We start from the raw sequence: 25,162 nt of genomic DNA, 5'->3' as shown, positions 1-25,162 counted from the left end.
CGCGTCACCCCTCCCCGCCTTCGTCGCACCGCCGGGCCCGTATCGCCCGCGCGACCTCGTCGCGCGCCTCCAGGACCAGCCGGCGAAGGGCCGCGGGAAGGTCGGCACCCGCCAGGAAGGCGTCGGCGGCGGCCACCGTCCGCTCCGAGACCGCCCCGGAGGGGAAGGCCTCGCGAGCGAAGCGCTGGGCGGTGCCTCCGGGCGCCTCGGCCCAGATCCGCCCGACCTCGGCGAAGTAGGGTTCCGCGAAGGGCTCCAGGAGGCGCCGGTGGTCCGGCTCGGCGAAGCCCTCCAGCGTGGCGCGCAGCAGGCTGTTGGGGAGCTCGCCGGAGATGATCCGCTGCCAGGCGGCGGACTTGGCCTCCGCCTCCGGGAGGGCCGCCAGACAGGCGACCGCGTTGCGTTCACCGGCCGCCGAGGGGTCCCGGCGCCGCTCGGTGTCGATCTCGGCCGCTCCCGCCGCGCCGCGGACCACCAGGCGCCTCAGCAGCGCCCAGCGCAGGTCCACGTCGACGGCCAAGCCCGGTAGGGTCCGGACGCCGTCCAGGATCTCGCGGATCACGGTGAGGTGGGCGGGGGAGGCGGCCGTTGCCAGCAGGGCCTGGAGATGGACCAGCTGGAGGTCGGAGCCCGGTTCCGCCGCGGTCAGCGCCGTGAGGGCCGCTTCCGCGAGCACCTCCAGGCCGGTGGCCCGCCACTGCGGGGAGGCGAAGTCGTGGAGGGCCTTGCGGGCCTGGTCGACGAGGGTCTGCGCGAGGGTCGCGTCGGTCACCGAGCCCAGTCGGCCGGCGACGAGGCGCACGTAGTCGCGGGCGGGCAGCTCCGCGTCGCGCGTCATGTCCCAGGCGATGGTCCACGCCTGGGCGGAGGCCAGCGGGTCGCGGATCTCGCCGATGGCCCCGAGCACGGTGTGCAGGGAGCGGTCGTCGAGCCGGACCTTGGCGTACGTCAGGTCGTCGTCGTTGAGCAGGAGCAGGTCGGGACGGATCTCGCCGACGAGTTCGGGGACCTCGGTGCGCTCCCCGGTCACGTCGAGCTCGATGCGGCGGCGCCGTACGACACCGGCCGGGCCGCGGTCGTAGAGGCCGATCGCCATCCGGTGCGCGCGCAGCACCGGCCGCTCTCCGGTGCCCTCCTGGACGACGGCGCACGCGGCCACCCGGCCGGAGGCGTCGAACCGCCAGTCGACGCGCAGGGTGTTGACGCCCGAGGTCTCCAGCCATTCCTTGGACCAGGCGGCGAGATCGCGGCCCGAGGTCTCCTCCAGGGCGGCCAGCAGGTCCGGAAGGGTGGTGTTGCCCCAGGCGTGGCGGCCGACGTAGCGGGCGACGGCGGCCAGGAAGTTCTCGCGGCCGACGTAGGCGGCCAGCTGCTTCAGCACGGCCGCGCCCTTGAGGTAGGTGATCCCGTCGAAGTTGACCTCGGTGGCGGCGATGTCGGGGATGTCGGCGGCGATCGGATGCGTCGAGGGCAGCTGGTCCTGGCGGTACGCCTCCGCCTTCCGCAGACTGGCGAAGGTGGTCCAGGCCCCCGTCCACTCGGTGACCTCGGTCTGTGCGAGGAGACCGGCGTAGGTGGCGAAGGACTCGTTCAGCCAGAGGTCGTCCCACCAGCGCATGGTGACGAGGTCGCCGAACCACATGTGCGCCATCTCGTGCAGCAGGGTCTCGGCGCGCCGTTCGCGCAGCGCGGCGGTGGCGCGGGAACGGAAGACGTACTTCTCGTTGACGGTGACGCAGCCGGCGTTCTCCATCGCGCCGACGTTGAACTCGGGCGCGAAGACCTGGTCGTACTTGGCGAAGGGGTACGGGCTCCCGAAGACCCCGTGGAAGAAGTCGAAGCCCCGCTTGGTGACGTCGAAGAGGACCTCGGCGTCCAGGTGTTCGGCGAGCGAGGCCCGGCAGAGCAGGCGCAGCGGGATCGTCCGGCCGTCCTCGGCCCGGTAGTCGTCGCACACTCGGTGGTAGGGGCCGGCGACGAGCGCCATGGCGTAGGTGGGCAAGGGCTCGGAGACAGGGAAGCACCAGGTCACCGCGTCGGCGGACGGTTCGGCGGAGGTCGCTCCGGGCGTGTTGGAGGCGACCTCCCAGCCGGCGGGGGCGTCCACCGTCAGCTCGAGGCGGGCCTTGAGGTCGGGCTGGTCGAAGCAGGCGAAGACGCGCTGCGCGTCGGCGGTCGCGAACTGGCTGTAGAGGTACACCCGGTCGTCGACGGGGTCGGTGAAGCGGTGCAGTCCCTCGCCGGTGCGCGAGTAGCGGCAGTCGGCCACCACCCGCAGCTCGTTGTGGGCCGCGAGACCGGGCAGGGCGATCCGGCCCCCCTGCACGGCCGTGTCCAGGGGTTCACCGTTGAGGAGGACCTCGTGGACGACGGCGCCGGCCAGCTCGATGAAGGTGGCCGCGCCCGGCTCCGCGCAGTCGAACCGCACGGTGGTGGCGGAGCGGAAGGTGTCGGGGCCCCCGGTCAGGTCGATGCGGACCCGGTAGTCCTCCACCGAGAGGAGGGCGGCGCGCTCCCGCGCCTCGTGTTGCGTCAGATTCCCTGCCACGCCGCGTCCTTCGTGAGCGGGGCGGCACAGGGCTCGGGCGCCGGGTCGGGGGTGTGGAAGACGGTGGTCGTCTTGAAGGTTCCGGCGCGGACGACACCGGCGGAGTCCTCCAGGGCCCGGATGTACGAGCCGGCGTATCCGGAGGGCAGCAGGAACAGGCCCCACGTGGGGGTCCACTCCTGGAGCTCACCGGTCCCCGGGTCGACGACCTGCTCGGGGCGCGAGCCCACCCGGCGCTGGACGATGAAGCCCGCGCCGGCCGCCGCGTCGAGGGCGTCCTTCCACTCCTGTTCGGTGCTGTCCCAGCCCGCGACGATCCCGGCGCCTCCGTAGTCGGCGGTCGGTTTGAGGATCAGCTCCTGGCGGTGGGCGCGGCAGTGGTCGACCAGCTCCGGAGTGAGCAGGCGGGTCCAGGGCAGGATGCGGTCGATCAGCCGGGAGTCCTCCGCCGAGAGGCCCTCGCGCATACGGGGGTCCGACATGAGGGCCATGGCCCCCTTGTTGCCGAACAGCGCGCTCTGCGGGGTGGTCCACAGGACGACGCGGCCCTCCTCGTGGGCCCGCAGGACCGGTTCGAGAGCGCGCGGGCCGTCCGGGTCGTCGACGATCTCGTTGGGGGTGAAGTAGCGCAGCACCACGTCGATCTGCCGTCCGTGCAGCCGCAGCCGGCCGCCGGACTCCTCGATCTGCCCGATCTCGCCGATGACGAGGTCGATGCCGCAGCGGTGCATCATCTCCGCGAAGGAGCGCGCGAGATGGGTGGAGCCGCTCAGGCCGCCGTTGGCCTCGACGTACGCGACGACGGGCTCCGCTCCGCCGGTGAGCGGCAGGGAGATCTCGCGCAGGGTGTCGGCGAGGCGCTCGCCGGTGTGGACGTAGCCGATGCCGTGCTCCTCGGCGAAGGCGGCGAAGGCGGGCACTTCGAGCAGGGTGCGGGCGAGTTCGGCCCGGTCGGTGCCGCCCAGGCTGCTGCCGATGTTGAGCTCGAAGAGCTTGAAGGACTCGCCGTCGTGGCTGAGGTCGGCCCGCCCGTAGAGCGCGGGCTTGTCGGCGAGCCGGCTCATCACGGCCGCGCGGGCCCGGTCGATGCCCAGCGCCTCGCAGTAGCGGCCCAGATCACCGTCGTAGAGCCGGTCGGGCAGGGAGAACAGCAGCTCGAAGAACGCGGCGAGGTCGGCGGCGGTGGAGCGGATCTCCGCCTCGGGGACGAAGAAGGGCCGGGGCAGCAGCACCTTGCCGAAGGCGTTGTCGAAGGCGCTCGGCAGCGGGGCGTCGCGGACGGCGTCGAGCAGCCCGCGGTCGCCTTCCAGGGACCGGCGCAGGTAGGTCTCGTTGACAGTCACGGGGGATCAGTCCTCTGGTTGGGGGGAGGGGTCGGCCGTCGGGGTGGTCACAGCGCCGGCTCGGTGACCTTGGCCTCGTCGATCCGGGCGTTCGCCTCGGTGCGGACCTCGACCGCGGCGGTCAGGCGCAGGGTCGCGGCGGCCGTGAGGAGGCCGACCACCGCACAGCCCCACCACAGGGCGGCCGGTCCCACCGTCGTGAACAGGCCGACGGCGATCAGGGGGGCGGCGAGACGGGCGGCCGACCAGACCCAGCTGACGGCGCCCTGGTAGCGGCCGCGCGCCGTTTCGGGGGCGATGTCGGCGACGATCGCCCCGGCGACGACCCCGTTGACGATCTCGCCGACCGACCAGACGACGACGGTCAGGACGTAGTGCCAGGGCTTCTGGGCGAGCCCCGTGGAGGCGATGCCGAGCCCGTACAGCACCCAGGAGGCGGCCAGTACCTTGACCCGGGGGAACTTCGCGACCCATCCGTAGAGGACGGGCTGCAGGGCGATGACGATGACCGCGTTGGCGACGCCGACCAGCCCGAACACCGCCGGCGACAGGCCGTCCGTCTGGATGGCGAGCGGGATGGCGAACTCGGACATCGTGTAGATGGTGGTGCCGAGCACGCTGACCGTCAGGTACGCGACCATCAGCCGGTCGCGGAAGACGACGCCGTAGCCCGCACCGCCCGCGGCCTTGGCGGCGGCCGGCCGCGGCAGGTCCTTGGGGATGCCGGCCAGCACGATGCCCGCGTAGACGAGGCAGGTCAGGCCGTCGAGCAGGAACAGCAGCCAGAAGCCGCGGCCCGCGAGATAGCCGGCGCCGGCGCTGGCCGCCGCCGTGCCGATGTTGAACCCCCAGTGCAGCAGGCTGAAGGCCTTGCCGCGCAGCTCGGTGCCGACCACGTCGCCGACGAGGGCGGAGGCGGCGGGGCGGTAGACGCTGGAGGTCAGTCCGAGCAGGGCCGCCGCCGCACCGAGGGTGAGGGGGCCCGGTGCCGCCATCAGCGCACCGAGGCCGGCCGGGGTGGCGACCAGGCCGATGACGACCGCGAAGCGGCGCCCGACCCGGTCGGCGAGCAGTCCGCCCAGGATCGGCCCGAACATGCCGCCGATGCCGAGGGCCACGACGATGCCGCCGGTCTGCGCCGTGGTGATGCCGCGCGAGGCCAGGTAGAAGACCAGGAACGGCACGACCATGGTGCCGATGCGGTTGGCGATCATTCCGGCGAACACGATCCAGAACGGCCTTGGCAGACCGCCGAAGTTGGCCGCCAGCGCGGATCGCAGACGTGTTGAACTGCTCATTTCGCATCCTTGGGTGGAGTGACCGAGTCCGCCTCGCCACAGTGCCCCAGCCGTTCGGGCCGGGGCCAGGCACGGCCCGGTGGGGAGAAGTGCGATCCGACTTGTCCGCAGTGGCCGGCTGCAACCGCCACCGCGTGCCCGCCGGGACTCGGCACGGGCACGCGGTGGCAGGGCACGCGGTGGCAGGGCACGCGGTGGCAGGGCACGCGGGAGGGGCGGGTCGCGGCGGGCCGGGCCGGGCGGGGATCAGTAGTGCAGCACGCCCGCGGTGCGGGTGTTCTTGTACGCGGTGACCCCGATGACCGGGCTCTCGAAGGCCGGCACGGCCCGCGCGTACGCGCCCGCGTAGCCGCCCGGCGTGTAGAAGAGCCCCCAGGCCGCCTGCCAGGCCTCCTCCTCGCCCGTCTCCGGGTTGACCACCGGCTCCGAGCGGGGCACGACGCGCTCCTGCACGATGGCGCCCTCGGCGACCCCCCGCTCCAGGGCCGCCGCCCACTCCTCGTCCGTGCTGGTCCATCCGGCGATGACGCCGACCCCGCCGTAGAAGGCGTTCGGCTTGAGGATCAGCTGCTCGCGGTGCGCACGGGCGTGGGCGAGCAGTTCCTCGTGCTCGGGCGAGGGATCGGCCTTCAGCGAGCGGGTCCACGGGAGCACCCGGTCGATGAGTTCCAGCTCGGCCTCCGTGAAGCTCGAGCGGTGCGCCGGGTCGGACAGCAGCGCCAGGCACGCCTTGTTGGCGAAGAGGTTGCTCTCCATCGGGGTGAAGAGGAAGACCGTGCCCGCCTCGTGGGCCTTGAAGATCGGCTCGACCAGGTCGGAGCCGTCCTCGGCCTCGATGATCTCCTCGACGGTGAAGCAGCGCAGGATCACGTCGACCGGAAGCTCACCGAGGTGCAGCTTGCCGTCCCGGTCCTCGACGTCGCCGACCTCCGCGACGTGGAAGTCCACGTCGAAGCCCCGCATCACGTCACGGAAGGTGTTCCAGTGGCTCGCGTAGTTGGCCAGCCCGCCCGGGCCTTCGAGCAGCGCCACCACGGGCCGGCGACCGGGCGCGGCGATCCCCTCGCCGGCCGCGACCAGGGTCTTGGCCACCTCGGCGCCGGTGTGGGTGTAGCCGAGGCCGTGCTCGCGGGCGAAGGCCGCGAAGGGCGCGGAGTCCAGCAGCGCCCGGGGGATCTCGCCCGCCCGGTCGGCGCCGCCGACCTCGCTGGCGATCCCGATCTCCAGCAGTTTGAAGGACGTGCCGTTGTGGTACATGTCGGCGCGTCCGTACCGGGGCGGGGTGATCCCGCCGAGGCGGATGATCAGCTTCTTGCGCTGCTCGTCGATGCCCAGCGCGTCGCAGTAGCGGTCGAGGTCACCGTCGAAGAGCCGCTGCGGCAGCGAGGTGATCACGTCGAAGAGGGCGAGGACGTCGTCCGCGAACGCCTCGATCTGTGCCTTCTCGATGAACAGCGGCCGCGACAGGTACGAGCCGGTCCAGTTGGCGAGGGCCGGGTCGCGCTCGACCTCGGTGATGATCCCGGGGAGCGGGCTGCCCTGCGTCAGGCTCTCCTTGTTGTACAGCTCCGTGATGCGATCCGTCATGGCGGACCTCCCTTGTCTGCTCGGTCGTCGGCTGGGGTGCGGTGCGGCTGGTCGTCAGTCGACGACGTGCATGCGGGTGAGGTTCGGGACGAAGTACTGCGCGCTCAGGAACAGGCCGCCCACACGGGGGCCGAAGAGCGTGAACTGGCGCTTGTAGTAGACGGGGACGACCGGCGCGTGCTCCTCCATGAGGCGGCGGTCGAGCTCCGCGTACCCCTCGGCGACGGCCGCGCGGTCCGGCTCCTGGCCGAGCCGGGCGATCTCCCGGGTGATCTCGGGGTCGTCGAAGTACGAGAGGTTCATGTTGCCGCCGCCGGTGATCCGGTCACCGCGGAAGAGCACGTCGAAGACTCCGGAGGCGTCCGGGAAGTCCGGCCCCCAGACCCCGTAGATCAGGTCGCAGTCGTTGTCCGGGTCGCCCATGAGGCTGTAGAAGGCGCCCTTGTCGACCGGGCGCAGCACGATCTCGAAGCCGGCCTTCTCCAGGGCCTCCTTGACCGCCGGGGCCACCGGGGCGTTCGGGGCGGTGTCCGGGTAGGCGAAGACCAGCGGACGCAGCTCGGTGTCCTTGAGCAGTTCCTTGGCCTTGACCGGGTCGCCGTGCGGGCCCGAGGGGAAGACGTCGTGGTGGCGGTAGCCGGGGACCATCGGCGCCAGGATGGTGGTGGCGGGTTCGGCGGCCGCCCGGCCGCCCGCCAGCTCGACCAGCGTGGCGCGGTCGAAGGCGTGGTTCAGGGCGCGGCGCACGTTCAGGTCGGTGACCCGGCGGGTGTTGATGTAGGTGTACTGGAGGTAGGCGGTCGGGCCGGCGATGACCCGGGCCAGCAGCGCCGGGTCGGATTCCACCTGCCCCACCCGGTCCTCGGCGACGTCGAAGGTCGCCACCGACAGGGCGTCGTCCCCGGTGGGCTCCAGCAGCCGCTCGGTCTGCTCGTCGCGGGCGACGCCGAACTGCCAGAGGATCTCGTCGGGGTACTGGCTGCGGATCGGGTCGGTCGCCGGGTCCCAGTGCGGGTTGCGCTCCAGCAGGTAGTGATCGCCGGGCACGAACTCCTTGACCCGGTAGGGGCCGGTGGCCAGCCACGAGGTCTCGTACGCCTCCCGGGTGTCACGGTCGGCGGGGACGGGCGTGGTCGTGGTCGTCGTCGCGAGGAAGGGGAAGCCGGGCTGCGGCTCCGGCAGCGAGAAGACGATGGTGCGGTCGTCGGGGGTGGTGACGCCGGGAGCCGGCGTGCCGTCCTCGTAGGGGCCCTTGTACGTCCGCTGCGGGTCGAGGGCCTGCTGGATGAACTGGGGCCCGTAGACGCCGTTGGAGGAGAAGGACCGGGCCACGGCGTGCGCCACGTCGTGGGAGGTGATCGGGGTGCCGTCCTCGAAGCGGAGCCCTTCGCGCAGGGTGTACGTCCAGGTCAGACCGCCGTCTGTGGTCCGGCCGGTGTCGGTGGCGAGGTCACCGACCAGCTTGCGGGGGCCGCCGTCGTGGCTCTCGATGTAGCCGGTGAGGGTGCGGTGGAAGATCCCGGTGGCCACGCCCAGCGTGGTGCCGATGTACATCTGCGTGGGGTCCACGTGCTCCGGCGGCGCGTCGGCGAGCAGGATCACGCGGCCGCCGCGGCGGGCCCCGGGGACCGCGGGGGCCGGGGTGGGCGTCTGGCCCAGGTGGTCGATCTCGAACTGGTGGGACACGTCGGAACTCCCGTTGTGGGTAGGGCAATGAGGCAAAGGACAGGGGGTGGAGGGGGCCGTGCGGTACGGCGTACGGCGCTCAGGCCTTGAGGCACTCAGGCCTTGAGGCGCTCGGGCCTTGAGGCGCTCGGGCCTTGAGGCGCCCGGGCCTTGAGGCGCTCAGGCCGACAGCGCCGCATGGAGGTTCAGGGCGGACAGCACCGCCGGGAGGTCCAGGCCGAGTTGGCCCATCACCTCGTGGTGGTCACCGCCCTGGACGGGCCAGTCGTGGCCCGTGTTGACCCCGGTGACCCGGCACTGCGGCAGGAGCAGGGCGAGCGCCTCGGCGACCCCGCCCTCGGCCCGGTGCTCCTCCACGACCACGAAGTGCGAGTGCCGCTGCGCCAGTTCGGCGGCGGCCAGGGCCAGGTGCGCGTGGTCCAGGCGGACCAGGTGCGCGTGGGCCGTCTCCGGCCGCACCTCGCGGGCCGCCAGCGCGAGCCGGGTGCCCTCCTCGCCGACCGACACCAGGCAGGGTCCCCCCGGCTCGCCGGGGTGGTCCCAGTTGACGAGCGGGGGTTCCTCGCCGTCCCAGGGCAGGCTCGTGTAACCCGCGTTGCGCCCGGTGCGGATGTAGTGCGGCCGTCCGGACTCCACCGCGGTCCGGATGACCGCCCGCATCTCCGCCTCGCCGTACGGGGCCGCGATCGTGACGCCGGGGATGCTCCGCAGGACCGCGAGGTCCTCCAGACAGTGGTGCGTGGTGCCGAACCAGGCGCCGGACACCCCGGCGTACGGGGCCACCACCGTCACGCCCGCGCCGAGGTAGCCGAGCGTGAGCTTGAGGCTCTCGGCCGCCCGCAGCGCGGCGAAGGGGGCGAAGGTGCTGACGAAGGGCTTGTAGCCGGCGGCCGCCAGCCCGGTCGCCATGTCGACCATGGCGCCCTCGGCGATGCCGATGTTGAAGAACCGGTCGGGGTGCGCCGTCTGGAACGGATGCCCCTTGCCGCCCAGGTCCGCTTCGAGGCACACGATGGCGGGGTCGGTCTCGGCCAGCCGGGTCAGCTCGTCCCGGTAGGCGTCGCGCCCGGAGAGAACGGTCATCGGATCATCCGCTTCCACTTGGCGGCGCGCGCGGCGTCGATGCTGACGTAATGGGATCCGGCCTTCCCCTCCACCGGGGGTACGCCCTTGCCCTTGACGGTGTCGGCGATGACGGCCAGCGGCCGCGCGGCCCCCGCCCGGTCACCGCCCAGCACCTCGCCGAGCGCGGTCAGGTCGTGCCCGTCCACCTCGGCCGTCTCGAAGCCGAAGGCGGCGAACCGTTCGGCGAGGTTCGGCAGCGGCGAGATGTCCCGCACCAGGCCGTCGTTCTGGCCTCCGTTGCGGTCGACGACCAGGACGAAGTTGCCCAGCCGCTGCGCCGCCGCGACCTGGCAGGTCTCCCAGACCAGGCCCTCCTGGAGCTCGCCGTCCCCGGCGATCGCGATGCCCAGGCCGCCCTGCCCGCCGATCCGCCGGGCGAGCGCCCAGCCGGCCGCGTAGGGCACACCGTGCCCGAGGCTCCCGGTGGGAAAGCGCACACCGGGCACCTTCGGCCCGGGGTGACCGGTGTACGGGTGCCCGGGCTGCCCGTAGAAGGGCGCCGGGTTCTCCGCGAGGATGCCGCTGACGTGCAGGGCCGCGTACAGGCCGGCGGCGGCGTGGCCCTTGCTGAGGACCACTTCCGTACCGTCGTCCAGCGAGGCCCGGTGCAGGGCGGCGATCAGGATGTCGAGGACCGAGAGGCTGCCGCCGAGGTGGCAGCCGCGCGGGCTCGCGGCCATGTCGACGACGAGCTTGCGGGCCTCCACGGCCCGCCCGGCGAGGTCCGGGGCGGTCTCCAGCAGCGCGGTCACGACCGGCTCCCTTCGGTGAGCGCGAACCAGCGGGCGACGGCCTGCGCCAGCACGGCGCGGGCGGTGCGGTGGTCCTCGGCGCCGATCCGCTCCACGTCCGTGTGGTCGAGGGTGGAGTCGCCCGGTCCGTAGGCCACCATCGGGACGTCGCGCCAGGTGGTGGCGAGGGTGTTCATGTCCGAGGTGCCCTTCTTCACGACGTGGGTGGGACGGATACCCGCCTGCCCGAAGGCGCGGGTGAAGGCCTTCACCAGCGGACCGGTGCGCCCGCCGGCGTGGCCGGGGGTGGCGCGCAGCACCTCGATGGCGACCCCGGGGCCCGCCTGTGCGAGCGCGGCCCGGCGCAGGGCGTCCAGGTCGGCCAGGGGCGGGATGCGGAAGTTGAGGATGCCGGTCGCGCTCTGGGTCTCGCGGCCCGCCGCGCAGTGGATGTCGATGACCGCGCTGAGGGCGTCGGAGGCCTCCTTCAGGACCGCGCCGCGGATCTCCTCCAGGGTGCGGATCAGCGCGTCGGGCGCCGAGACGGCGTCCATGCCGGCCGAGTGTCCGCTGCTCACCGAGGCCGTCACCCGCAGTTTGAAGAGCCCGAAGTAGCCGAGCGTCAGCTTGTGCGAGCCGCTGGGCTCGCCGATCACGACGGCGTCGGCCGGGTAGTGGTCCCGGGCGTGGAAGGCGCCCTTGGAGGAGGAGATCTCCTCCTCCACCGCGCCGACCACCCGCAGTTGTCCGTCGGCGGGGATCTCCGCCGCGGCCAGGACCTCCAGGAAGTTCACCAGGCTGCCCTTGGCGTCCACGCTGCCGCGGCCGTGCAGTTCGCCGTCCCGCCACTCCGACGGCCAGCGGTGGGGCACGGTGTCCAGGTGGCCGAGGAGCAGCAGCCGGCGCCCACCCGTCCCGCGGGTGGCGACCAGATTGCCGGCTTCGTCGATCTCCGCGTCGATGCCGCGCTCCGCGCACCACTGCCGCAGGTACGCGGCGAGCTCGTGCTCGTCCCCGGAGACCGAGGGGATCGCGACCGCGCGGCCCAGCAGTTCCAGGTCCGGCGCGGGGGCCTCGGTGCGCCAGAAGCGCGTCCAGCCGTCGGGGTCCGCCATGGTGTGCGGCCCGGTGATCGCCACGTCCGCGGCGCCGTCCAGGGCCAGTTCGGCCGCCCGCACCTTCTGGCGCATCCTGCCGCCCGCGTACGCGGCCGCCTCGCCCCGGTGCGCGTGGCGCAGGGTCGAGCCGGGGACCCGCGGGTCGGTGAGGAGACCGGCGGTGCCGGTGACCAGCCGCAGGTGGTCGGCGTCCAGGGCGTTGGAGAGTGCCGCCGCCAGGACATCGGCGTCGACGTTGAGCGGGGAGCCGCCGTCCCGGTCGCGGACCGGCGGGGACAGGCACACCACGTCGTAGGCGTCGAGCAGCGCCGTCAGCCGTACGGTGTCCACCTCGTCGGGGGTCCCGGCCCGGTGGTCGCGGACCACCGTGGCCTTGCCCGTCGCGGAGACCGCCTTGAGCGGCCGGTTGGCCGTGCCGGTGACCAGGCCGCCGCGCGCCGCGACCGCCGTGAAGACCGTCAGGCCCAGCGCGCGCAGGCCCTCCTCCACCGCCGGGAGCGTCACCTTCTCGTACGCGTCCACGAGGTGCGGCATCTCCTCGGGCGGGCAGTAGCGCACCGCGTCCCCGTTGGCGAGCCGCAGTTCGGGCATCGGGCGGCCGATCGCGCCGTAGTGCCTCTCGATGCCGACCGCTCCGCCGGCGACCAGCAGCACCCGGGCGCCGCGCCGGACCAGCCCGGCCAGTTCGGCGTGGATCGCGCCCCGGTCCAGGGTGGCGCTGCCGACCTTGACCACGTACAGCGGCTTCACGGCGACACCGCCGTCCGCGGCAGGCCCGCGCTCTCGTCGAAGCCGCTGACCAGGTTCATCGCCTGGATCGCCTGCCCGGCCGCGCCCTTGATCAGGTTGTCGAGCGCGGTCACGGAGACGCACTGGTCGCCCTTGACGGCGATCGCCACCTCGGCGACGTTCGAGCCGACCACGGCCTTGAGCATCGGGAAGTCCTGCGGGGCCTTCGGCGCCGGGCGGACCCGTACGAAGGTCTTGCCGACGTAGGACTTGGCGAAGGCCCGCTTCACGTCCAGGGAGCCGACGCCCTCGCGCAGCGTGCTGTACGCGGTGACCATGATGCCCCGCGGCACGTCCAGGCTGTGGGTGGAGAACCGCAGGTCCGGGGCGGCTCCGGCGTACTCGGCCAGCGCCTGCCGGATCTCCGGGGTGTGCCGGTGGCCGTGCAGCTTGTGGACCCGGAAGTTCCCGGACCGCTCGGCGGGCTGCTCGCTGCCGCCGCGCCCGCCACCCGTCGAGCCGGTCTTGGCGTCCACCACCACGGCCGGATCCACCAGCCCGTGGGCGAACAGCGGGTACAGGGCGTAGACGGTGGCCACCGCCATGCAGCCGGGCAGGCTGATGAAGCGGCTCTCGGGCACGGTCGGCGACAACTCGGGTATGTAGTAGGCGAACTCGTCGGCCGGCGGGTTCGCCGCCGTCTTCGGGTAGTACTCCGCGAGTTCCCGGGCGTCCTTGAGCCGGAAGTCCCCGGCCAGGTTCAGCACCCGCTTGGCGCGCTCGGCCAGCAGCGGCATCTGCGCCGGCAGGGTGCCGGTGGGCAGGCAGCCGAAGGCGACGTCCACTTCCTCCAGCTCGGCCAGCGGACGGAACTTCAGCCCCGCCGCCCCCGGGTGGTTGCGCAGCCAGGGGTGGACGGCGCCGACCGGCGTACCGGCGCTGCGCTCGGCGGACAGGAAGGCCAGTTCCACCTGCGGGTGGTCCAGCAGCAGCCGGATCACCTCGCCGCCGGTGTAGCCGCTGGCCCCCGCGACCGCGACTCGGATCTTCTGCTCAGCCAAGGCGGGCCGCCTTCTCGTACGGGCGGCGGTACGAGCCGTCCGTGACCAGCTTGCGGATCGCGTCGGGCCGCCGGGCCACCTTCGTGAAGGCGTCGGCGTAGCGCAGCGCCCGCTCGTACTCGACGGGCGCGCGCAGCTCGCGGCAGAGCACCAGGGTGCTGTCCAGCATGCCGAGCGTGACCGGGAAGTCCTCGGGCCGGTGGTCGCGCGCCGCCTCCGGGTTGAGGGTGAAGGGGTAGCCGTTGCCGAAGCCGCCGCGGTGGCGGAAGGGCAGGTGGCAGGGGATCGGGGTGTTCTGCCACTCGCGGGCGGGGACGCCCTCGGCGACGAGCAGCTCGTGCACGGCCTCCTTGACCGCCCACACCGGAAGGTCGCCCAGGCCGATGGCCTCGGGGGTCAGGGTGATCCGGTACATGTTGTAGGCGTGGGTGTGCCCCTGCGGCACGTACGGCGCGTGGAAGAGGCCGGTCCCTTCCAGGGCCTCGCCGAGCAGCTTGGCGTTGCGGGCGCGGATCTCGTCGTAGTACGGGAGCCTCTTGAGCTGGCTCGCGCCGAACGCGGCGGCGACCCAGGACATCCCGTAGTCGATGCCGTGCCGCTCCAGGTAGTCGACGGCACGCTGGTACGACGCGCCGTCCTTGAAGAACGCGATGCCGCCCTCGCCGCCGAGTGGGAAGTTCTTGTCGGCCATCAGGCTCTGGCCGGCCGCGTCGCCGAAGGAGCCGGCGACCTGGTCGCCGATCTTCGCCGAGTGGGCGTGGGAGGCGTCCTCGACGAGCGCGATGCCGTGGCTGTCGGCCAGGGCCCGCAGGGCGGGGACGTCGGCGGGCAGGCCGTGCACGTGGACCGGCATGATCGCCCGGGTGCGGTCGGTGATCGCGGCGGCCGCGGCCGCCGGGTCCATGCAGTACGTCTTCGGGTCGATGTCGACGAAGACGGGGATGGCGTGGGCCGCGACGACGGCCTGCGCGGTGGCGATGAAGGTGAAGGCGGGCACGATGACCTCGTCGCCCGGCTGCACGCCCGCCCCGACCAGCGCCAGGTGCAGGCTGGAGGTCCCGCTCGCGGTGGGCAGCGCGTGGCCGGCGCCCACGTAGGAGCGGTACGCCTCGGCGAAGTCGGCCACGACCCGCTCGGGCTTCGCCCGCTGGGCGAGCATCAGGTTGAAGACGTCCTCCTTGGTGATGACGGGGAAGACGGTGCGGCGCAGTTCCTTCGGGATGAGCGCCCCGCCGCCGAACGCGGCGAGCTCGGCGCCGGTGTCGGCCGGGTCGGGCAGGGGCAGGGGCTTCGCGGGAAAGTCGGTGATCACGTCGTCGCTCCGGAAGGGGTGAGGGGCGGTGCCGCCTGGCTGAGCGCCATCCGGGCGCAGGCCGCCACCAGCGGGCTCAGCCGGTAGTTGAACTGGACGCCGGGCACCAGGTCGGCGGACTCTTCCTCCTGGGTCCACATGGTCCGCAGGTCGTAGGCGCCGAAGATCTTCAGCCGCTCGGCGCGGGCCCAGACGGCCGGGTCGTCGGTCAGTACGGCCGCGGCCGGTCCGAAGCCGAGCCCGGTGAGGTCCACGACGAGCGCGGGGGCCTGCGCGGCGCGGGCGAGTTCGCCCAGCCGGTGGGCGTTCTGCGCGTCGAGCGCGATGTGGTCGAAGGCGGCCGGGCCGTCCCCGTCCACGGTGATGCCCAGCCAGGCGAGGAACGCGAGGTCCCGCTCGCCCAGGCCCGGCCGGCTGATCCGGTCGCCGTGCCCGATGCCCTGGCCGGCCAGGGCGGCGTGCACCGCCGCGCTGCGGCTGTTGAGCAGGACCGCCTTGGCGTATCCGCTCCGCTTGGTCAGGAGCCGCTCCAGGCCGGGCAGTTCGCGGTCGCTCTTCTCGATGCTCATGACCACGCCGGAGGTCATGACCCGGGTGAGCACAGTGGCGGTGTCGAACAGTTCCATAGGTTTCCCTCCGTTTCACACGGTCTGCCGGGCGGTGATCCGCCCGTACTTCTCCGCCGCGTACGCCGCCAGCCGGCCGGCCACGTCCACTCCGTGCTTCGCCGAGGAACGGGCGAACTCCGGATTGGCGTTGACCTCCAGGACCATCAGCTCGCCGGTGGAGCGGTCCTCGATCAGGTCGACCCCGTAGAAGCCGTCACCCAGCGCGTCGACGACCTGTGCGCAGCGCTTCTCGATCTCGTCGGTGATCTCCACGCGGACGACCTCGGCCCCGAGGTGGGTGTTGGTGCGCCAGTCCGCGGAGACCCGCTGGATCGCGACGACCGGGGTCCGGCCCACGACCACGACCCGCAGGTCGTGGCCGGGCTTGTCGACGTAGGCCTGCACCAGCACCGGGAAGAGCTTGCCCGCCGCGTCGGCGGACTCGCGGCCGCCGACCCAGGCATCCACGCACTCCTCGTCCGTCATCCGGGTGACGCCCCGGCCCCAGGAGCCGCTGACCGGCTTGATCACCGCGGGCCAGCCGAGCTCCGAGACCGCCTCGCGGACCTGCTCGTAGCTGTACGCGTGCCGGGAAACCGGGTGCGGGATGCCGTGCTGGGCGAACAGCAGGGCCTGGAGGCCCTTGTCGTTGCAGGTCTCGATGGTCGCGGCCCGGTTGAGCGTCTCGACGCCCACGTACTCCAGGCGCCTGGCCACGCCGATGGCCTCGCGGTGGGACAGGTTCCTGATCAGGGCGAGGGCGGGCGGGGCCGTGCGCCCCGCCACCACCCGCCCCACGTCCTCCAGCAGGGCCGTACGGACGTTCAGGCCTTCGGCGCGCAGCGCCTCCAGCAGGAGCTTCTCGTCCGGCCGCAGCATGGTGACGCCGAGCAGTACCTCGGGTTCGGGGAGGGTCACTCGCCCCAGTCCTCTTCGACCTCGGGTGCGAGCTCGACCCGCACGGTCGCGTCGGTCTTCTCGACCACCTCGTGCTCCTGGCCGCAGGCCCCGCACTCGGCGATCTCGCCCTTCTCCCAGTCCTCCTGGACCTCGAACTCGGTGTCGCACACCAGGCACTTGGGCGCTTCGACGGCAGTGGTCATCTCTGTCTCTTCCTCTCTCGGTGGGTTCTGTGCCCTCGTCGCGGAACCGGGTTCACACCGGGTCCACGTCGAAGGTCACGAGCTCGACGGCCCGCTTGGTCACCAGGTCCGCATCGGTGTCCAGGGGGGCGTCGACGATCACGGACGCCGACCGGTGGCCGGAGTCCCGCTGGTCGCCCAGCAGGTCGCCGGGGAGCCGGCCGACCAGGACGGCGCGCGGCTGCGCCGGGGCCGCGGGTCCGACCGGGGCCAGCAGGGGCCAGCGGTCGTCGCGGCTGGGCCAGGACACCTCCACTCCGTCCGCGGTGACGTCCCGCAGGACGCCGTGCGGGTGGTCCAGGAAGTGCTGGCGGGCGCGGCGCCTCGGGGCGGGGTAGGAGGCCGGTACGCCGAGCGCGAGGTCGAGCATCACCGGCTCGAACGGCTCGCCGGTGGCCAGCTCCCACAGGAAGGTGATGGCGTCGCCGGGCAGCCGCGCGGCCACCTCCATCAGCACGACCCCGTCCGTCGTCAGCCGGTACTCGGCGTGCGTGATGCCGTCCCGTACGCCGACCCGGCGCAGGACCTCGGTGTTCGCCGCGATCAGCGCGGCCTCCTCCTCGGGCCCGATGGGCGCGGGGCTGGTGTGGGAGAGCTCGGTGAAGAAGTCGCTCTCGTGCTCGTTGGTCTCCTTGCCGGTGACCCCGGACCAGAAGACCTCGCCGCCCTGGACGAGGGCCTCGACGGAGAACTCCCGGCCCACCACCCGCGCTTCGACCAGGGAGATCTCCTCGTCGCCGAACACGCCCAGGGCTTCGGTCAGTTCGGCCTGGTCGTACACCTGGCGCACGCCCGAGCTGTAGAAGCGGCCGGCGGGCTTGACGACGGCCGGGAAGTGCTCGGCCGGCAGGGTGAAGCCGGCGCGCTCGGCGACCGGTACCACCTGCCAGCGCGGCGAGAACTCGGGGACGGCGGTGCGCTGGAGCAGCTTGTTGCGGCAGATCACGGCCGCGGCGGAGCCGGTGCCGGGCAGGCCGAGGCAGTCGGCGAGCACGCCCACCGGTTCCACGAACACCTCGCCGACCGAGATCACGCCCTGCACGTCGTAGGTGCGCAGCAGCGGCTGCACGGCCGGGATCACGGTGGCGATCCTGGCGTCGGTCACCTGGACCACGTCGGTCAGCCCGCTCAGCGCGTGGGAGGAATCGGCGCGGGCCGCGGCCAGCCGCTCGAGGTCGGTGTCGGTGCTGACCACGGCGAGGGCCGCGAGGCCGCGGCTCCTGGCCTCCTGGATCAGCCGGCCCTGGCGGGCGAGGACGACGAGGTCGCCCATGAAGAGGACGGCTCCGGGCAAAGGGGACGGTTCTGAGGGCACGTGCGGGCACTCCTTGGGTTCGTGGGCCGGTCCGGGGCATGGCGGAGCCCGTCGGCACGGCGGGGTGGTGGGGCCGCCCGGGGCAGTCGGGTCCGGCGGTCGGTCCGGGGTCAGCAGAAGGGCGCGTAGAGGTCGTGTTCCAGCGCCTTGGAGACCGCCGGGGAGAGGGCGGAGAGCCGGCTCAACTCGGCGGCGTTGTAGGCGCGGACCTCGTCGTCGCGGCCGAGCAGGACGCTCCGCTCCGACAGGTCGAGCAGCCACAGCGGGCGCAGCCGCGCCCCGCGCAGCGCCTTGGCGTCGGCGGATTCGATTCCCGGGGCCAGCCACCGCAGGCCATTCTCGGCGGCTATGCGGACGGCGGCGTAGTACACGAGGTTGAAATACTCCGCGGCACCGCGGATCAACCGTTCGTAGTCGAAGCCGACCGCTCGGACGAACAGCGCGTCGCCGTGGATATAGAAGAGACAGAAACCGACCGGAGGCTCACCGGAGCGGGCACAGAAGAGCACCTGCGCCTTGGCTCCCATGGCGGCGCCCTGAAGGCGGAAGGACTCGCTGAGCACATGCAAGTCGTAGGAATGCCCGTATCGCTTCTGCGTGCCGGCGAGCAAATCCGCGGCCTGCCGGTAGCAGTCCTCCAGCGGTTCTCGAGTGATGTCGTAGCCCGCCGCGGCGAACGCCTTGACCTCCTGCTTGACGGAGTCCCTGCGGCCCTTCGAGGGCAGCTGCCGGAGCCACTCCTCCCAGCCTCCCTCGGGGATGGAGACCCAGGCGTCCGTCGTGAGGAGGACCGGCAGGGTCCGTACGCCGGCCGCGCGGAGGGACCGGACGTCGGGGGTGCCGACGAAGCTCGCGACGCACGGGAGGGGGCCGTCAGCCCCGGCGGGACCGCCGAAGGCGCCGTCGAGCAGTTCACTTCCGGCCAGTTCGGCGGCGAGTGAGCGGACCCCGTCGAGCAGGGCCGGCGCCGCGCTGTCCGCGGTGACTCCGCCGGGGGTGAGCAGGTGGGTCTGGTAACCCCGGCGCTGGCCGACGAGCAGGCCGGCCGCATCGGGCGCGGGCAGTCCCCGCGCCGTGAGCTGGGTGTTCCACTGGTAGAAGGGGTTGGGCTCCTGCGCGACGGCGGTGACGCTGACGGCCGCGCCGGCCGCGTGCACCGCACCGGTGGCCGTCCGGCCGCCGATGTCGGTGGCGCAGAACCGCAGCCAGTCGTAGGAGGAGTAGAGCCGGTTTCCGGCCAGGGCGTCCCAGTCCTCGCGGGGCAGGCCGCCGCTGAGGCTGTCGAAGGCGGAGAGGGCGCTCACGGTCTGTCTCCACCACCGAGAAGCCGGGGTCCAGATCTTGAAACACCCTCGACTTTGTCCAGATATTGGGACAGACTTCCCCACGCGATCGAGCCGAAACGCTTATTCATCTCCCCGTCACTTTCTCTAGCCGGACTCTGCTATTCCCCTCCGTTGCGGACCCCGGGGCTAGTGCCAAATGATGTCGTCCGCGCCGGTCGTGACCGTCGCCCCCGTGTCCGCCGGAACGGCGGCGGAGGCGGGCGATGCGGTGAAGCCGAGGCCACCGACGGAAAGGAGCGAAATGAGCGACAGTGCGACGAACTTGAGCTTCACGGACGAACCCCTTTTAGTCTGCTGTAGCTTTCGGCGGCGCCCGTTTCCGGCCGCTGGTGCAACCGTGCCGGACTCGACGTACTACGCGCCAGGCAACCCCTGGTGACGAGAAGTGGTAAGTGACTAGCACTCACCCGCGAAGGGTACGAAGATGGACAAATCAACCTCGGAGGTAAGTGGCACCCCACCCCTCGGAGACCTGCACGTCGCCCTCTACCAATGGGCACTCGAGCAGGGCCGCCTGGACCCGGCCAAGGCCGCCATGCGCATGGGCGTCCCCCTGGCCGACGTCGACGCAGCCGTACGGGACTTGGCCCAACTCCACCTGTTGCGGCCGGAGTGGGTCGATCGGCAACCGGCCGAAGACCCCGCCGCGCCGGCCGGCCGGGACCACCCCGAGGGGCCCGACGCCCCCGGGTACCTGCCCGCGAGCCCGGACGCGGCGGCGGCCCACCTGGTCGGCCCGATCGAGGCCGACATCCAGAAGCGCCACCGGGAGGCCGAGCGGCTGCGCAACCATGTAATGACCATGAAGTCGGTATTCGAGGAATCCTGGCAGAGTCATTTCATGCGGAATCCGATCGAGCACCTCACTCTTCTGGACACCGTCCGCTCCACTTTGGAGCGGCTTTCCGCAGGAGTCCGCACGGAGGTCGCGGCCGCACATCCCCGGCTTCCCCCTCAGGAAGCACTCGAGGAGGGATTGGCGCGAACGGCGGAGGTAATAGACCGGGGAATTGTGATGCGCACGCTCTATCCGCATTCCGTGCTCGCCCACCAATACATGCAGCAGCACCTGACGAAAATGGTGGCCCTCGGGGCACAGGTCCGCACCACCGGTCACATCCCGGACCGAATTATTTTCTTCGACTGGGAGACCGCCATCATCGCGGACCGCCGCAATTCCGGGGGCGAGGCCGCCGTGGCCATTCGCGACCCCTCGCTGGTCGACCACCTCTACCGGGCCTGGGAGAGCACCTGGGACTCGGCCCGCCCCTTCACCTCCGCGCCGAGCGGCGTGGGCTACGGCTCCGCCAAGGACGAGCTGCGGCGCTCCATCGTCCGGCTGCTGGAGTCGGGGATGAAGGACGAGATGGCGGCCCGCCGGCTCTCCATGTCCACCAGCACCTACCGCCGGCACGTCACCGACCTGATGAACGAGCTGGGTGCGGAGAGCCGCTTCCAGGCCGGCAGCTACGCCCGCCGCTGCGGCTGGCTGGACGGCTGACGGGAGGCCCGTGCACACCCCCCTGCCCGCGTAGGCCGGTACCGGTCACGGCACCGGGTCAGGGGGGAAGACCCGGCTGTTATCGTCCGCACCATGCCCGAGCTCCTCACGCCCACCCCCCGCCTGCACGCCTCCTGGCTCGCGGCCCGGGCCGAATGGGGCGACGACGCGCACATGGACGGGGCCGGCCTCGGCTCCGACGACGACGTGGAGAGCCCCGGCGGGTTCGCGGCGTGGGTGGAGCGGCTCCACCGGTACGCCGACCGCACGGTGCCGGTCGAGCAGGGCCGCGTGCACGCGACGTACTGGTGGATCGCGGAGGACGACACCTTCCTCGGCGCCATCGACCTGCGCCACCACCTGAACGCCTTCCTGCTCGACGCGGGCGGCCACATCGGCTACAGCGTCCGCCCCTCGGCACGAGGGCACGGGCTGGCCACCTGGGCGCTGGGCGCGGTGCTCCACGAGGCACGGATCATGGGCATGGACCGGGTCCTGCTGACCTGCGACCCCGGCAACGCCGCGTCCGTGCGCACGATCGAGCGCAACGGCGGCGTCCTCGAGGACGTCCGCGACACCCTCATCGGTCCCAAGCGCCGCTACTGGATCGCCCTCTGAGACCACCGGAGCCGGGTCCCGCCGCGGCCGGCCCGGACCACCGGGACCACGAAAGAACCCCTCTGCCCTGCGTTTCCGCAGTTCAGAGGGGTTCATCTGTGGAGCCTAGGAGATTCGAACTCCTGACATCTGCCTTGCAAAGGCAGCGCTCTACCAACTGAGCTAAGGCCCCGTGGATCCGGACACGCCTGTCCCCCGTGCAGGGAACGGCCGTTCCGCAGAACAGAGTACCGGGTGTACCCCCTCATCCCGCAAAATGATAGGGACTCCCGCCCCGCGACCACTCTCCGTAAGATGCTCGCGAGGTTCGCACCAGCGAAGGGGAGTAGGAAGAGTGGACGCAGTACAACAAGAGGCCACGGCCAGAGCCAGAGAGCTTCAGCGCAGCTGGTACGGGGAGCCGCTGGGCGCGCTCTTCCGCCGGCTCATAGATGACCTCGGCTTGAACCAGGCTCGCCTCGCTGCCGTCCTCGGACTGTCGGCGCCCATGCTGTCCCAGCTGATGAGCGGCCAGCGCGCCAAGATCGGGAACCCGGCCGTGGTGCAGCGGGTCCAGGCCCTCCAGGACCTCGCCGGCCAGGTGGCCGACGGCAGCGTCAGCGCCGCGGAGGCCACCGACCGGATGGACGAGATCAAGAGGACCCAGGGAGGCTCCGTCCTCAGCAACAGCGGCCAGACCGCCACCGGCTCGGGCGCTCCCACCGTCAAGCGGGTCGTCCGCGAGATCCAGTCGCTGCTGCGCTCGGTCTCCGCTGCCGGCGACATCATCGACGCGGCGGACAGCCTCGCCCCCAGCCATCCGGAACTGGCAGAGTTCCTCCGGGTCTACGGCGCGGGCCGCACCGCCGAAGCGGTCGCCCACTACGAAGCCCACCAGAACTGACGCGCACGACACGGACAACGGGTGACGGGGGACGGGCACAGCGATGGGTGAGGTCTTCGCCGGTCGGTACGAGTTGATCGACCCGATCGGGCGCGGGGGCGCCGGCGCGGTGTGGCGCGCCTGGGACCACCGGCGCCGCCGTTACGTGGCGGCCAAGGTCCTCCTCCAGAGCGACGCCCACACGCTCCTGCGGTTCGTACGGGAACAGGCGCTGCGGATCGATCACCCGCACGTACTGGCCCCCGCCAGCTGGGCGGCCGACGACGACAAGGTCCTGTTCACCATGGACCTGGTCAGCGGCGGCTCCCTCGGCCACGTGATCGGGGACTACGGTCCCCTCCCGCCCCGCTTCGTCTGCACCCTGCTCGACCAGCTCCTGTCGGGCTTGGCGGCGGTGCACGCGGAAGGCGTCGTCCACCGCGACATCAAACCGGCCAACATCCTGATGGAGGCCACCGGAACCGGGCGGCCGCACCTGCGGCTGTCCGACTTCGGGATCTCCATGCGCAAGGGCGAGCCCCGGCTGACGGAGACCAACTACGTCGTCGGCACGCCCGGTTACTTCGCCCCCGAGCAACTGCTGGGCGCCGAGCCCGACTTCCCCGCCGACCTCTTCGCCGTCGGGCTGGTCGCCCTGTACCTCCTCCAGGGCCGCAAGCCCGACTCGCAGGCCCTCGTGGAGCACTTCCTCGCCCACGGCACCCCCGGCGCCCCCGAGGGCGTTCCCGCGCCGCTGTGGGACGTCATCGCGGGCCTGCTGCTGCCCGATCCCCAGAGCCGGTTCAAGACGGCCACAGGGGCGCGCAAGGCGCTCGCCGAGGCCGTGGAACTGCTGCCGCCGCCCGCCCCGGACGAGGATCCGGTGGAGGTGTTCGACCAACTCGGTCCGCTCCCGCCCGGCTTCGGCCCCCAGGGACCCCTGACGGCCGCCGCCGGGCTGCCGGACGGCAGTGCTCCGATCGGTTCCACGGCCCTCTCCGCCTCCGCCGCCGCCCCTCCCACGGTGGCGGTGTCGGCGGAGCCCACCCGCACCGACCCCCGCGGCCCGGCGGGCGCGGTGGCGGCTCCCGGCCACGGCGCCCCGGCCGCACCGCCCGCCCCGGCGGGCGCGCCGGCCCCGTACGGGACGGTCCCGGCCCAGGCGTCCCCGTACGGTCCCTCGTACGGGCCCTCGGAGACGGGCAGCTTCCACCTGCCGCCCCCCGTCGTGCCCGAGCAGGCGACGGCCGCGCTCCCCGCGGCCCGCGGCGGCGGACTGGCCCCGCCGCCCCCGAAGGTCACGGCCGGGATCCTCGCCGCGGCACTGCTCTGCTTCGCGGTCGGCGTCTGGGCCCTCACCCAGCTGTAGCCGCGCGGCCCCGCCGGGACGGCACCGGCGTTCCCGCCGGCGTCGGGGCCCTCAGCCGGCCGTGGCCCCGCGGCTGCGCCGGGCCAGCAGGAACCATCCGCCCAGCACGAGCAGCAGCAGCGTCCCGGTGCCGAAGCCGGCGCCCGCCACCACCCGCATCGCGGAGTGCCTCCCGGCCGCCTCCGCGGCCTCGGGGGCGGTGAGCCCCTGCTCGGCCGCGGCCCGGTCACCGTCCCCGACCCCGAAGCCGCCCGCGGCCAGGCCCTCCGCGTACGCGGGCGCCTTGGCCGGGGTGCCGGTGATCGCCATGCGCAGGGTCAGCGGCACGGGAGTCGCGTCCTCGGTGAACTCGGCGACCTTGCCGCCCATGGTCACGGCGATGTAGTACCAGCCGGCGATCCCGACGGGCTGCACGTCGCGGTCGCTCGCGTAGCGGTTCTCGTAGGCCACCGGCGGGGTCTTCTCCAGCGTGACCGCGGCCTGCTGCCCGTCGTAGGAGGTGTCCTTGGCCGCGACCGGACCGCGGTACGGGCTGTAGAGCGTGACCGCGAGACCGCCCGAGGCGGAGCCGAACTGCTTGGTCATCCTGGCCTTGGCCAGCTCCGCGCTGAGGCCCAGCTGCTGTCCCCAGTCCAGCGGCACCCGGTAGAACCGGGTCTGCCCGGGCCGCAGTTCGTCCCGCCACACGCCCGCGCCCAGCGCCCGGGCGTCGTTGAAGCCGGTCCCGCCGGCGCGGCCGACCGCCTCGGAGCCGGGAAGGGCGGCCGGGGTGCCCGAGGGCCAGGCGCTGGGCGCGGTGGTCGGGCCTCCCGTGGCACGGCCGGGTTCGCGCTGGACCCGAAGTTCGAGCGGCCAGGGGCTCTGGTCGGAGCCCTTGGCCGACGTACGGGTCACCTTGGCGTAGTAGACGCCGGCCGCGGCGCAGTCGTGGTCCTCGTCGCCCCGCCGGACGCCGGCGGCGCTGACGGGTGCCGGGTCGTAGCCGAGGCTCGCACGGCCGGCGCTGTCCGGGCAGGACTTGCCGGCGGTGGTCATGATCTCCACCTCGATGCCGTCGCCGTAGGAGACCTTGGTGCCCGGGCCGGGTCGGGCCACGGCGGAGACGTAGACGTGGGACCGGTCGTTCTTCAGGTTGAGCCGGTACACGCGCTCCCCGGGCGCCAGCGTGTCCTCGTAGGTGTTCCCCGCCTCCAGCAGCGGGGCGTCCGCCGTGGACTGCTTGCCCTCGACGGCCTTGGCGCCCGTGGCCGCTTGGTACGTCGGCACCGGCTGCGGCGCCGTCGGTCCGGCGTGAGCCACTGCCGGCAGCGCGGCGGCCGCCAGCGCGAGGGCCGCCGCCCCCGCGAGCGAAGTTCTCCGTACCCGACCCATTACGCCCACCCCGAGTTTGCTAGCGCAAGCCAAATCTTTGCATACCGTAAGTTTTTGTCACAGAACAGCACAAAGCCCCGACCGCAGCGGCAGCCGGGGCTCCATGTGATCAGCCTTCGGGTCTCACACGCCGGAACCAGAGGGCACGGAGTCGGTTGCCTCCGTCCACAGGTCCTGCTCGGCGCGGTCCGCCTGGATCTGGCGGTACACGAGGAGCCCGCCGATGGCGGCCAGTGCGACCAGGAGCAGCTTCTTCACCGCGCGACCTCGTCTTTCGTTGACGTAGGGGACTTCTGGCGCCCAACAATACACACCGACCGATACCGATCGGTGACCTGGCGACCCACCAACTGGCCCAACGGCGAAGACCCCCAGGCCTTGGGCCTGGGGGTCTTCGACACTGTGGGGCTAACAGGATTTGAACCTGTGGCCTCATCCTTATCAGGGATGCGCTCTAACCAACTGAGCTATAGCCCCATCCGCGCTGCGCGC

Annotated in this window: 22 protein-coding genes and 2 tRNA genes; 4 read left to right on the top strand and 20 right to left on the bottom strand. The window is 72.5% G+C overall.

Annotation, left to right across the window (positions count from 1 at the left end):
- Positions 1–4: 4 nt before the first annotated feature.
- The 16 genes from pepN to ACIP5M_RS02580 all read right to left on the bottom strand — a co-directional run bounded on the left by pepN (position 5) and on the right by ACIP5M_RS02580 (position 19,222).
- A complete protein-coding gene (pepN, locus tag ACIP5M_RS02655) occupies positions 5–2,548 on the bottom strand; it encodes an aminopeptidase N (protein ID WP_401191028.1) in 2,544 nt (847 codons plus the stop codon).
- Positions 2,533–3,891 carry a hypothetical protein gene (locus ACIP5M_RS02650; RefSeq protein WP_401191026.1) on the bottom strand — a complete coding sequence of 453 codons (1,359 nt, stop codon included), beginning with the start codon at positions 3,889–3,891 and terminating at the stop codon, positions 2,533–2,535. The genes pepN and ACIP5M_RS02650 overlap by 16 nt, the downstream gene beginning before the upstream one ends.
- A 47-nt stretch (positions 3,892–3,938) precedes the next feature.
- Positions 3,939–5,189 (bottom strand): MFS transporter, encoded by a 1,251-nt coding sequence (locus tag ACIP5M_RS02645; RefSeq protein ID WP_401191024.1) that lies wholly within the window; start codon positions 5,187–5,189, stop codon positions 3,939–3,941.
- Between the two features lie 246 nt (positions 5,190–5,435).
- Positions 5,436–6,776, bottom strand: a complete 1,341-nt coding sequence (locus tag ACIP5M_RS02640; protein ID WP_401191023.1) for a hypothetical protein — start codon at positions 6,774–6,776, stop codon at positions 5,436–5,438.
- A gap of 54 nt (positions 6,777–6,830) precedes the next feature.
- The gene (locus tag ACIP5M_RS02635; RefSeq protein WP_401191021.1) at positions 6,831–8,462 is read right to left on the bottom strand and encodes an ABC transporter substrate-binding protein; all 1,632 of its coding nucleotides are present in this window, start codon (positions 8,460–8,462) and stop codon (positions 6,831–6,833) included.
- A 159-nt stretch (positions 8,463–8,621) separates the two neighbouring features.
- Entirely contained in the window at positions 8,622–9,545 is a 924-nt protein-coding gene (locus ACIP5M_RS02630) for a transketolase family protein (RefSeq protein ID WP_401191019.1), read from the bottom strand.
- Positions 9,542–10,339 (bottom strand): thiamine pyrophosphate-dependent enzyme, encoded by a 798-nt coding sequence (locus ACIP5M_RS02625; protein WP_401191017.1) that lies wholly within the window; start codon positions 10,337–10,339, stop codon positions 9,542–9,544. Before ACIP5M_RS02625 ends, ACIP5M_RS02630 begins: the two co-directional genes overlap by 4 nt.
- On the bottom strand, positions 10,336–12,186 hold the full coding sequence (locus ACIP5M_RS02620; protein WP_401191015.1) for a M20/M25/M40 family metallo-hydrolase: 1,851 nt from the start codon (positions 12,184–12,186) through the stop codon (positions 10,336–10,338). Before ACIP5M_RS02620 ends, ACIP5M_RS02625 begins: the two co-directional genes overlap by 4 nt.
- Positions 12,183–13,226, bottom strand: coding sequence for an N-acetyl-gamma-glutamyl-phosphate reductase (gene argC / locus ACIP5M_RS02615; RefSeq protein WP_401191013.1), 1,044 nt, complete (start codon positions 13,224–13,226; stop codon positions 12,183–12,185). Before argC ends, ACIP5M_RS02620 begins: the two co-directional genes overlap by 4 nt.
- Positions 13,219–14,538 carry a DegT/DnrJ/EryC1/StrS family aminotransferase gene (locus tag ACIP5M_RS02610; protein ID WP_401191012.1) on the bottom strand — a complete coding sequence of 440 codons (1,320 nt, stop codon included), beginning with the start codon at positions 14,536–14,538 and terminating at the stop codon, positions 13,219–13,221. Before ACIP5M_RS02610 ends, argC begins: the two co-directional genes overlap by 8 nt.
- Complete coding sequence (locus ACIP5M_RS02605) at positions 14,535–15,164, bottom strand: degT/DnrJ/EryC1/StrS aminotransferase (protein ID WP_401191010.1); 630 nt, start codon at positions 15,162–15,164, stop codon at positions 14,535–14,537. The genes ACIP5M_RS02610 and ACIP5M_RS02605 overlap by 4 nt, the downstream gene beginning before the upstream one ends.
- 15 nt (positions 15,165–15,179) lie before the next feature.
- Positions 15,180–16,064 carry a RimK family alpha-L-glutamate ligase gene (locus tag ACIP5M_RS02600; RefSeq protein WP_401191008.1) on the bottom strand — a complete coding sequence of 295 codons (885 nt, stop codon included), beginning with the start codon at positions 16,062–16,064 and terminating at the stop codon, positions 15,180–15,182.
- The gene (locus ACIP5M_RS02595) at positions 16,061–16,249 is read right to left on the bottom strand and encodes a lysine biosynthesis protein LysW (protein ID WP_385168570.1); all 189 of its coding nucleotides are present in this window, start codon (positions 16,247–16,249) and stop codon (positions 16,061–16,063) included. Before ACIP5M_RS02595 ends, ACIP5M_RS02600 begins: the two co-directional genes overlap by 4 nt.
- Before the next feature lie 52 nt (positions 16,250–16,301).
- Positions 16,302–17,603: an acetyl-CoA carboxylase biotin carboxylase subunit family protein gene (locus ACIP5M_RS02590; protein WP_401191006.1), complete on the bottom strand. Its 1,302-nt coding sequence runs from the start codon at positions 17,601–17,603 to the stop codon at positions 16,302–16,304.
- Positions 17,604–17,713: 110 nt separating this feature from the next.
- Complete coding sequence (locus ACIP5M_RS02585) at positions 17,714–18,907, bottom strand: peptidogalycan biosysnthesis protein (protein WP_401191004.1); 1,194 nt, start codon at positions 18,905–18,907, stop codon at positions 17,714–17,716.
- A gap of 168 nt (positions 18,908–19,075) precedes the next feature.
- The gene (locus ACIP5M_RS02580) at positions 19,076–19,222 is read right to left on the bottom strand and encodes a hypothetical protein (RefSeq protein WP_401191002.1); all 147 of its coding nucleotides are present in this window, start codon (positions 19,220–19,222) and stop codon (positions 19,076–19,078) included.
- A gap of 151 nt (positions 19,223–19,373) precedes the next feature.
- Here ACIP5M_RS02580 and ACIP5M_RS02575 point away from each other — a divergent pair, with 151 nt between their 5' ends.
- Entirely contained in the window at positions 19,374–20,450 is a 1,077-nt protein-coding gene (locus ACIP5M_RS02575) for a hypothetical protein (RefSeq protein ID WP_401191001.1), read from the top strand.
- Between the two features lie 93 nt (positions 20,451–20,543).
- Positions 20,544–21,068: a GNAT family N-acetyltransferase gene (locus ACIP5M_RS02570; RefSeq protein ID WP_401190999.1), complete on the top strand. Its 525-nt coding sequence runs from the start codon at positions 20,544–20,546 to the stop codon at positions 21,066–21,068.
- Positions 21,069–21,167: 99 nt separating this feature from the next.
- On the opposite strand, the gene ACIP5M_RS02565 is transcribed toward ACIP5M_RS02570, so the two are convergent.
- A tRNA-Ala gene (locus ACIP5M_RS02565) sits at positions 21,168–21,240 on the bottom strand.
- 162 nt (positions 21,241–21,402) lie between these two features.
- On the opposite strand from ACIP5M_RS02565, the gene ACIP5M_RS02560 reads away from it, so the two are divergent.
- Together ACIP5M_RS02560 and ACIP5M_RS02555 are read left to right on the top strand one after the other, a co-directional pair.
- Positions 21,403–21,951, top strand: coding sequence for a helix-turn-helix domain-containing protein (locus ACIP5M_RS02560; RefSeq protein ID WP_401190997.1), 549 nt, complete (start codon positions 21,403–21,405; stop codon positions 21,949–21,951).
- A 43-nt stretch (positions 21,952–21,994) separates the two neighbouring features.
- The gene (locus ACIP5M_RS02555; RefSeq protein ID WP_401190995.1) at positions 21,995–23,299 is read left to right on the top strand and encodes a serine/threonine-protein kinase; all 1,305 of its coding nucleotides are present in this window, start codon (positions 21,995–21,997) and stop codon (positions 23,297–23,299) included.
- A gap of 51 nt (positions 23,300–23,350) precedes the next feature.
- Here ACIP5M_RS02555 and ACIP5M_RS02550 read toward each other — a convergent pair whose 3' ends face one another.
- From ACIP5M_RS02550 to ACIP5M_RS02540, 3 genes are all read right to left on the bottom strand, one after another.
- Positions 23,351–24,670, bottom strand: a complete 1,320-nt coding sequence (locus tag ACIP5M_RS02550) for a hypothetical protein (protein WP_401190993.1) — start codon at positions 24,668–24,670, stop codon at positions 23,351–23,353.
- 123 nt (positions 24,671–24,793) lie between these two features.
- Positions 24,794–24,928 carry a DLW-39 family protein gene (locus ACIP5M_RS02545; protein WP_208809277.1) on the bottom strand — a complete coding sequence of 45 codons (135 nt, stop codon included), beginning with the start codon at positions 24,926–24,928 and terminating at the stop codon, positions 24,794–24,796.
- 145 nt (positions 24,929–25,073) lie between these two features.
- Positions 25,074–25,147: transfer RNA gene (locus tag ACIP5M_RS02540), tRNA-Ile, on the bottom strand.
- Between the last annotated feature and the right edge of the window lie 15 nt (positions 25,148–25,162).

It is taken from the genome of Streptomyces sp. NPDC088762, assembly GCF_044750905.1.
GTDB lineage: Bacteria > Actinomycetota > Actinomycetes > Streptomycetales > Streptomycetaceae > Streptomyces.
Note: the sequence above shows the minus strand (reverse complement) of the source record. Positions and strands in the feature narration are given on the sequence as shown.

Bases quoted from the DNA above. Each gene is read 5' to 3' on its own strand.
- ACIP5M_RS02605 (WP_401191010.1), bottom strand. From the start codon at position 15,164: ATGGAACTGTTCGACACCGCCACTGTGCTCACCCGGGTCATGACCTCC.
- ACIP5M_RS02640 (WP_401191023.1), bottom strand. From the start codon at position 6,776: ATGACGGATCGCATCACGGAGCTGTACAACAAGGAGAGCCTGACGCAG.
- ACIP5M_RS02550 (WP_401190993.1), bottom strand. From the start codon at position 24,670: ATGGGTCGGGTACGGAGAACTTCGCTCGCGGGGGCGGCGGCCCTCGCG.
- ACIP5M_RS02555 (WP_401190995.1), top strand. From the start codon at position 21,995: ATGGGTGAGGTCTTCGCCGGTCGGTACGAGTTGATCGACCCGATCGGG.
- ACIP5M_RS02570 (WP_401190999.1), top strand. From the start codon at position 20,544: ATGCCCGAGCTCCTCACGCCCACCCCCCGCCTGCACGCCTCCTGGCTC.
- ACIP5M_RS02595 (WP_385168570.1), bottom strand. From the start codon at position 16,249: ATGACCACTGCCGTCGAAGCGCCCAAGTGCCTGGTGTGCGACACCGAG.
- ACIP5M_RS02575 (WP_401191001.1), top strand. From the start codon at position 19,374: ATGGACAAATCAACCTCGGAGGTAAGTGGCACCCCACCCCTCGGAGAC.
- ACIP5M_RS02630 (WP_401191019.1), bottom strand. From the start codon at position 9,545: ATGACCGTTCTCTCCGGGCGCGACGCCTACCGGGACGAGCTGACCCGG.
- ACIP5M_RS02645 (WP_401191024.1), bottom strand. From the start codon at position 5,189: ATGAGCAGTTCAACACGTCTGCGATCCGCGCTGGCGGCCAACTTCGGC.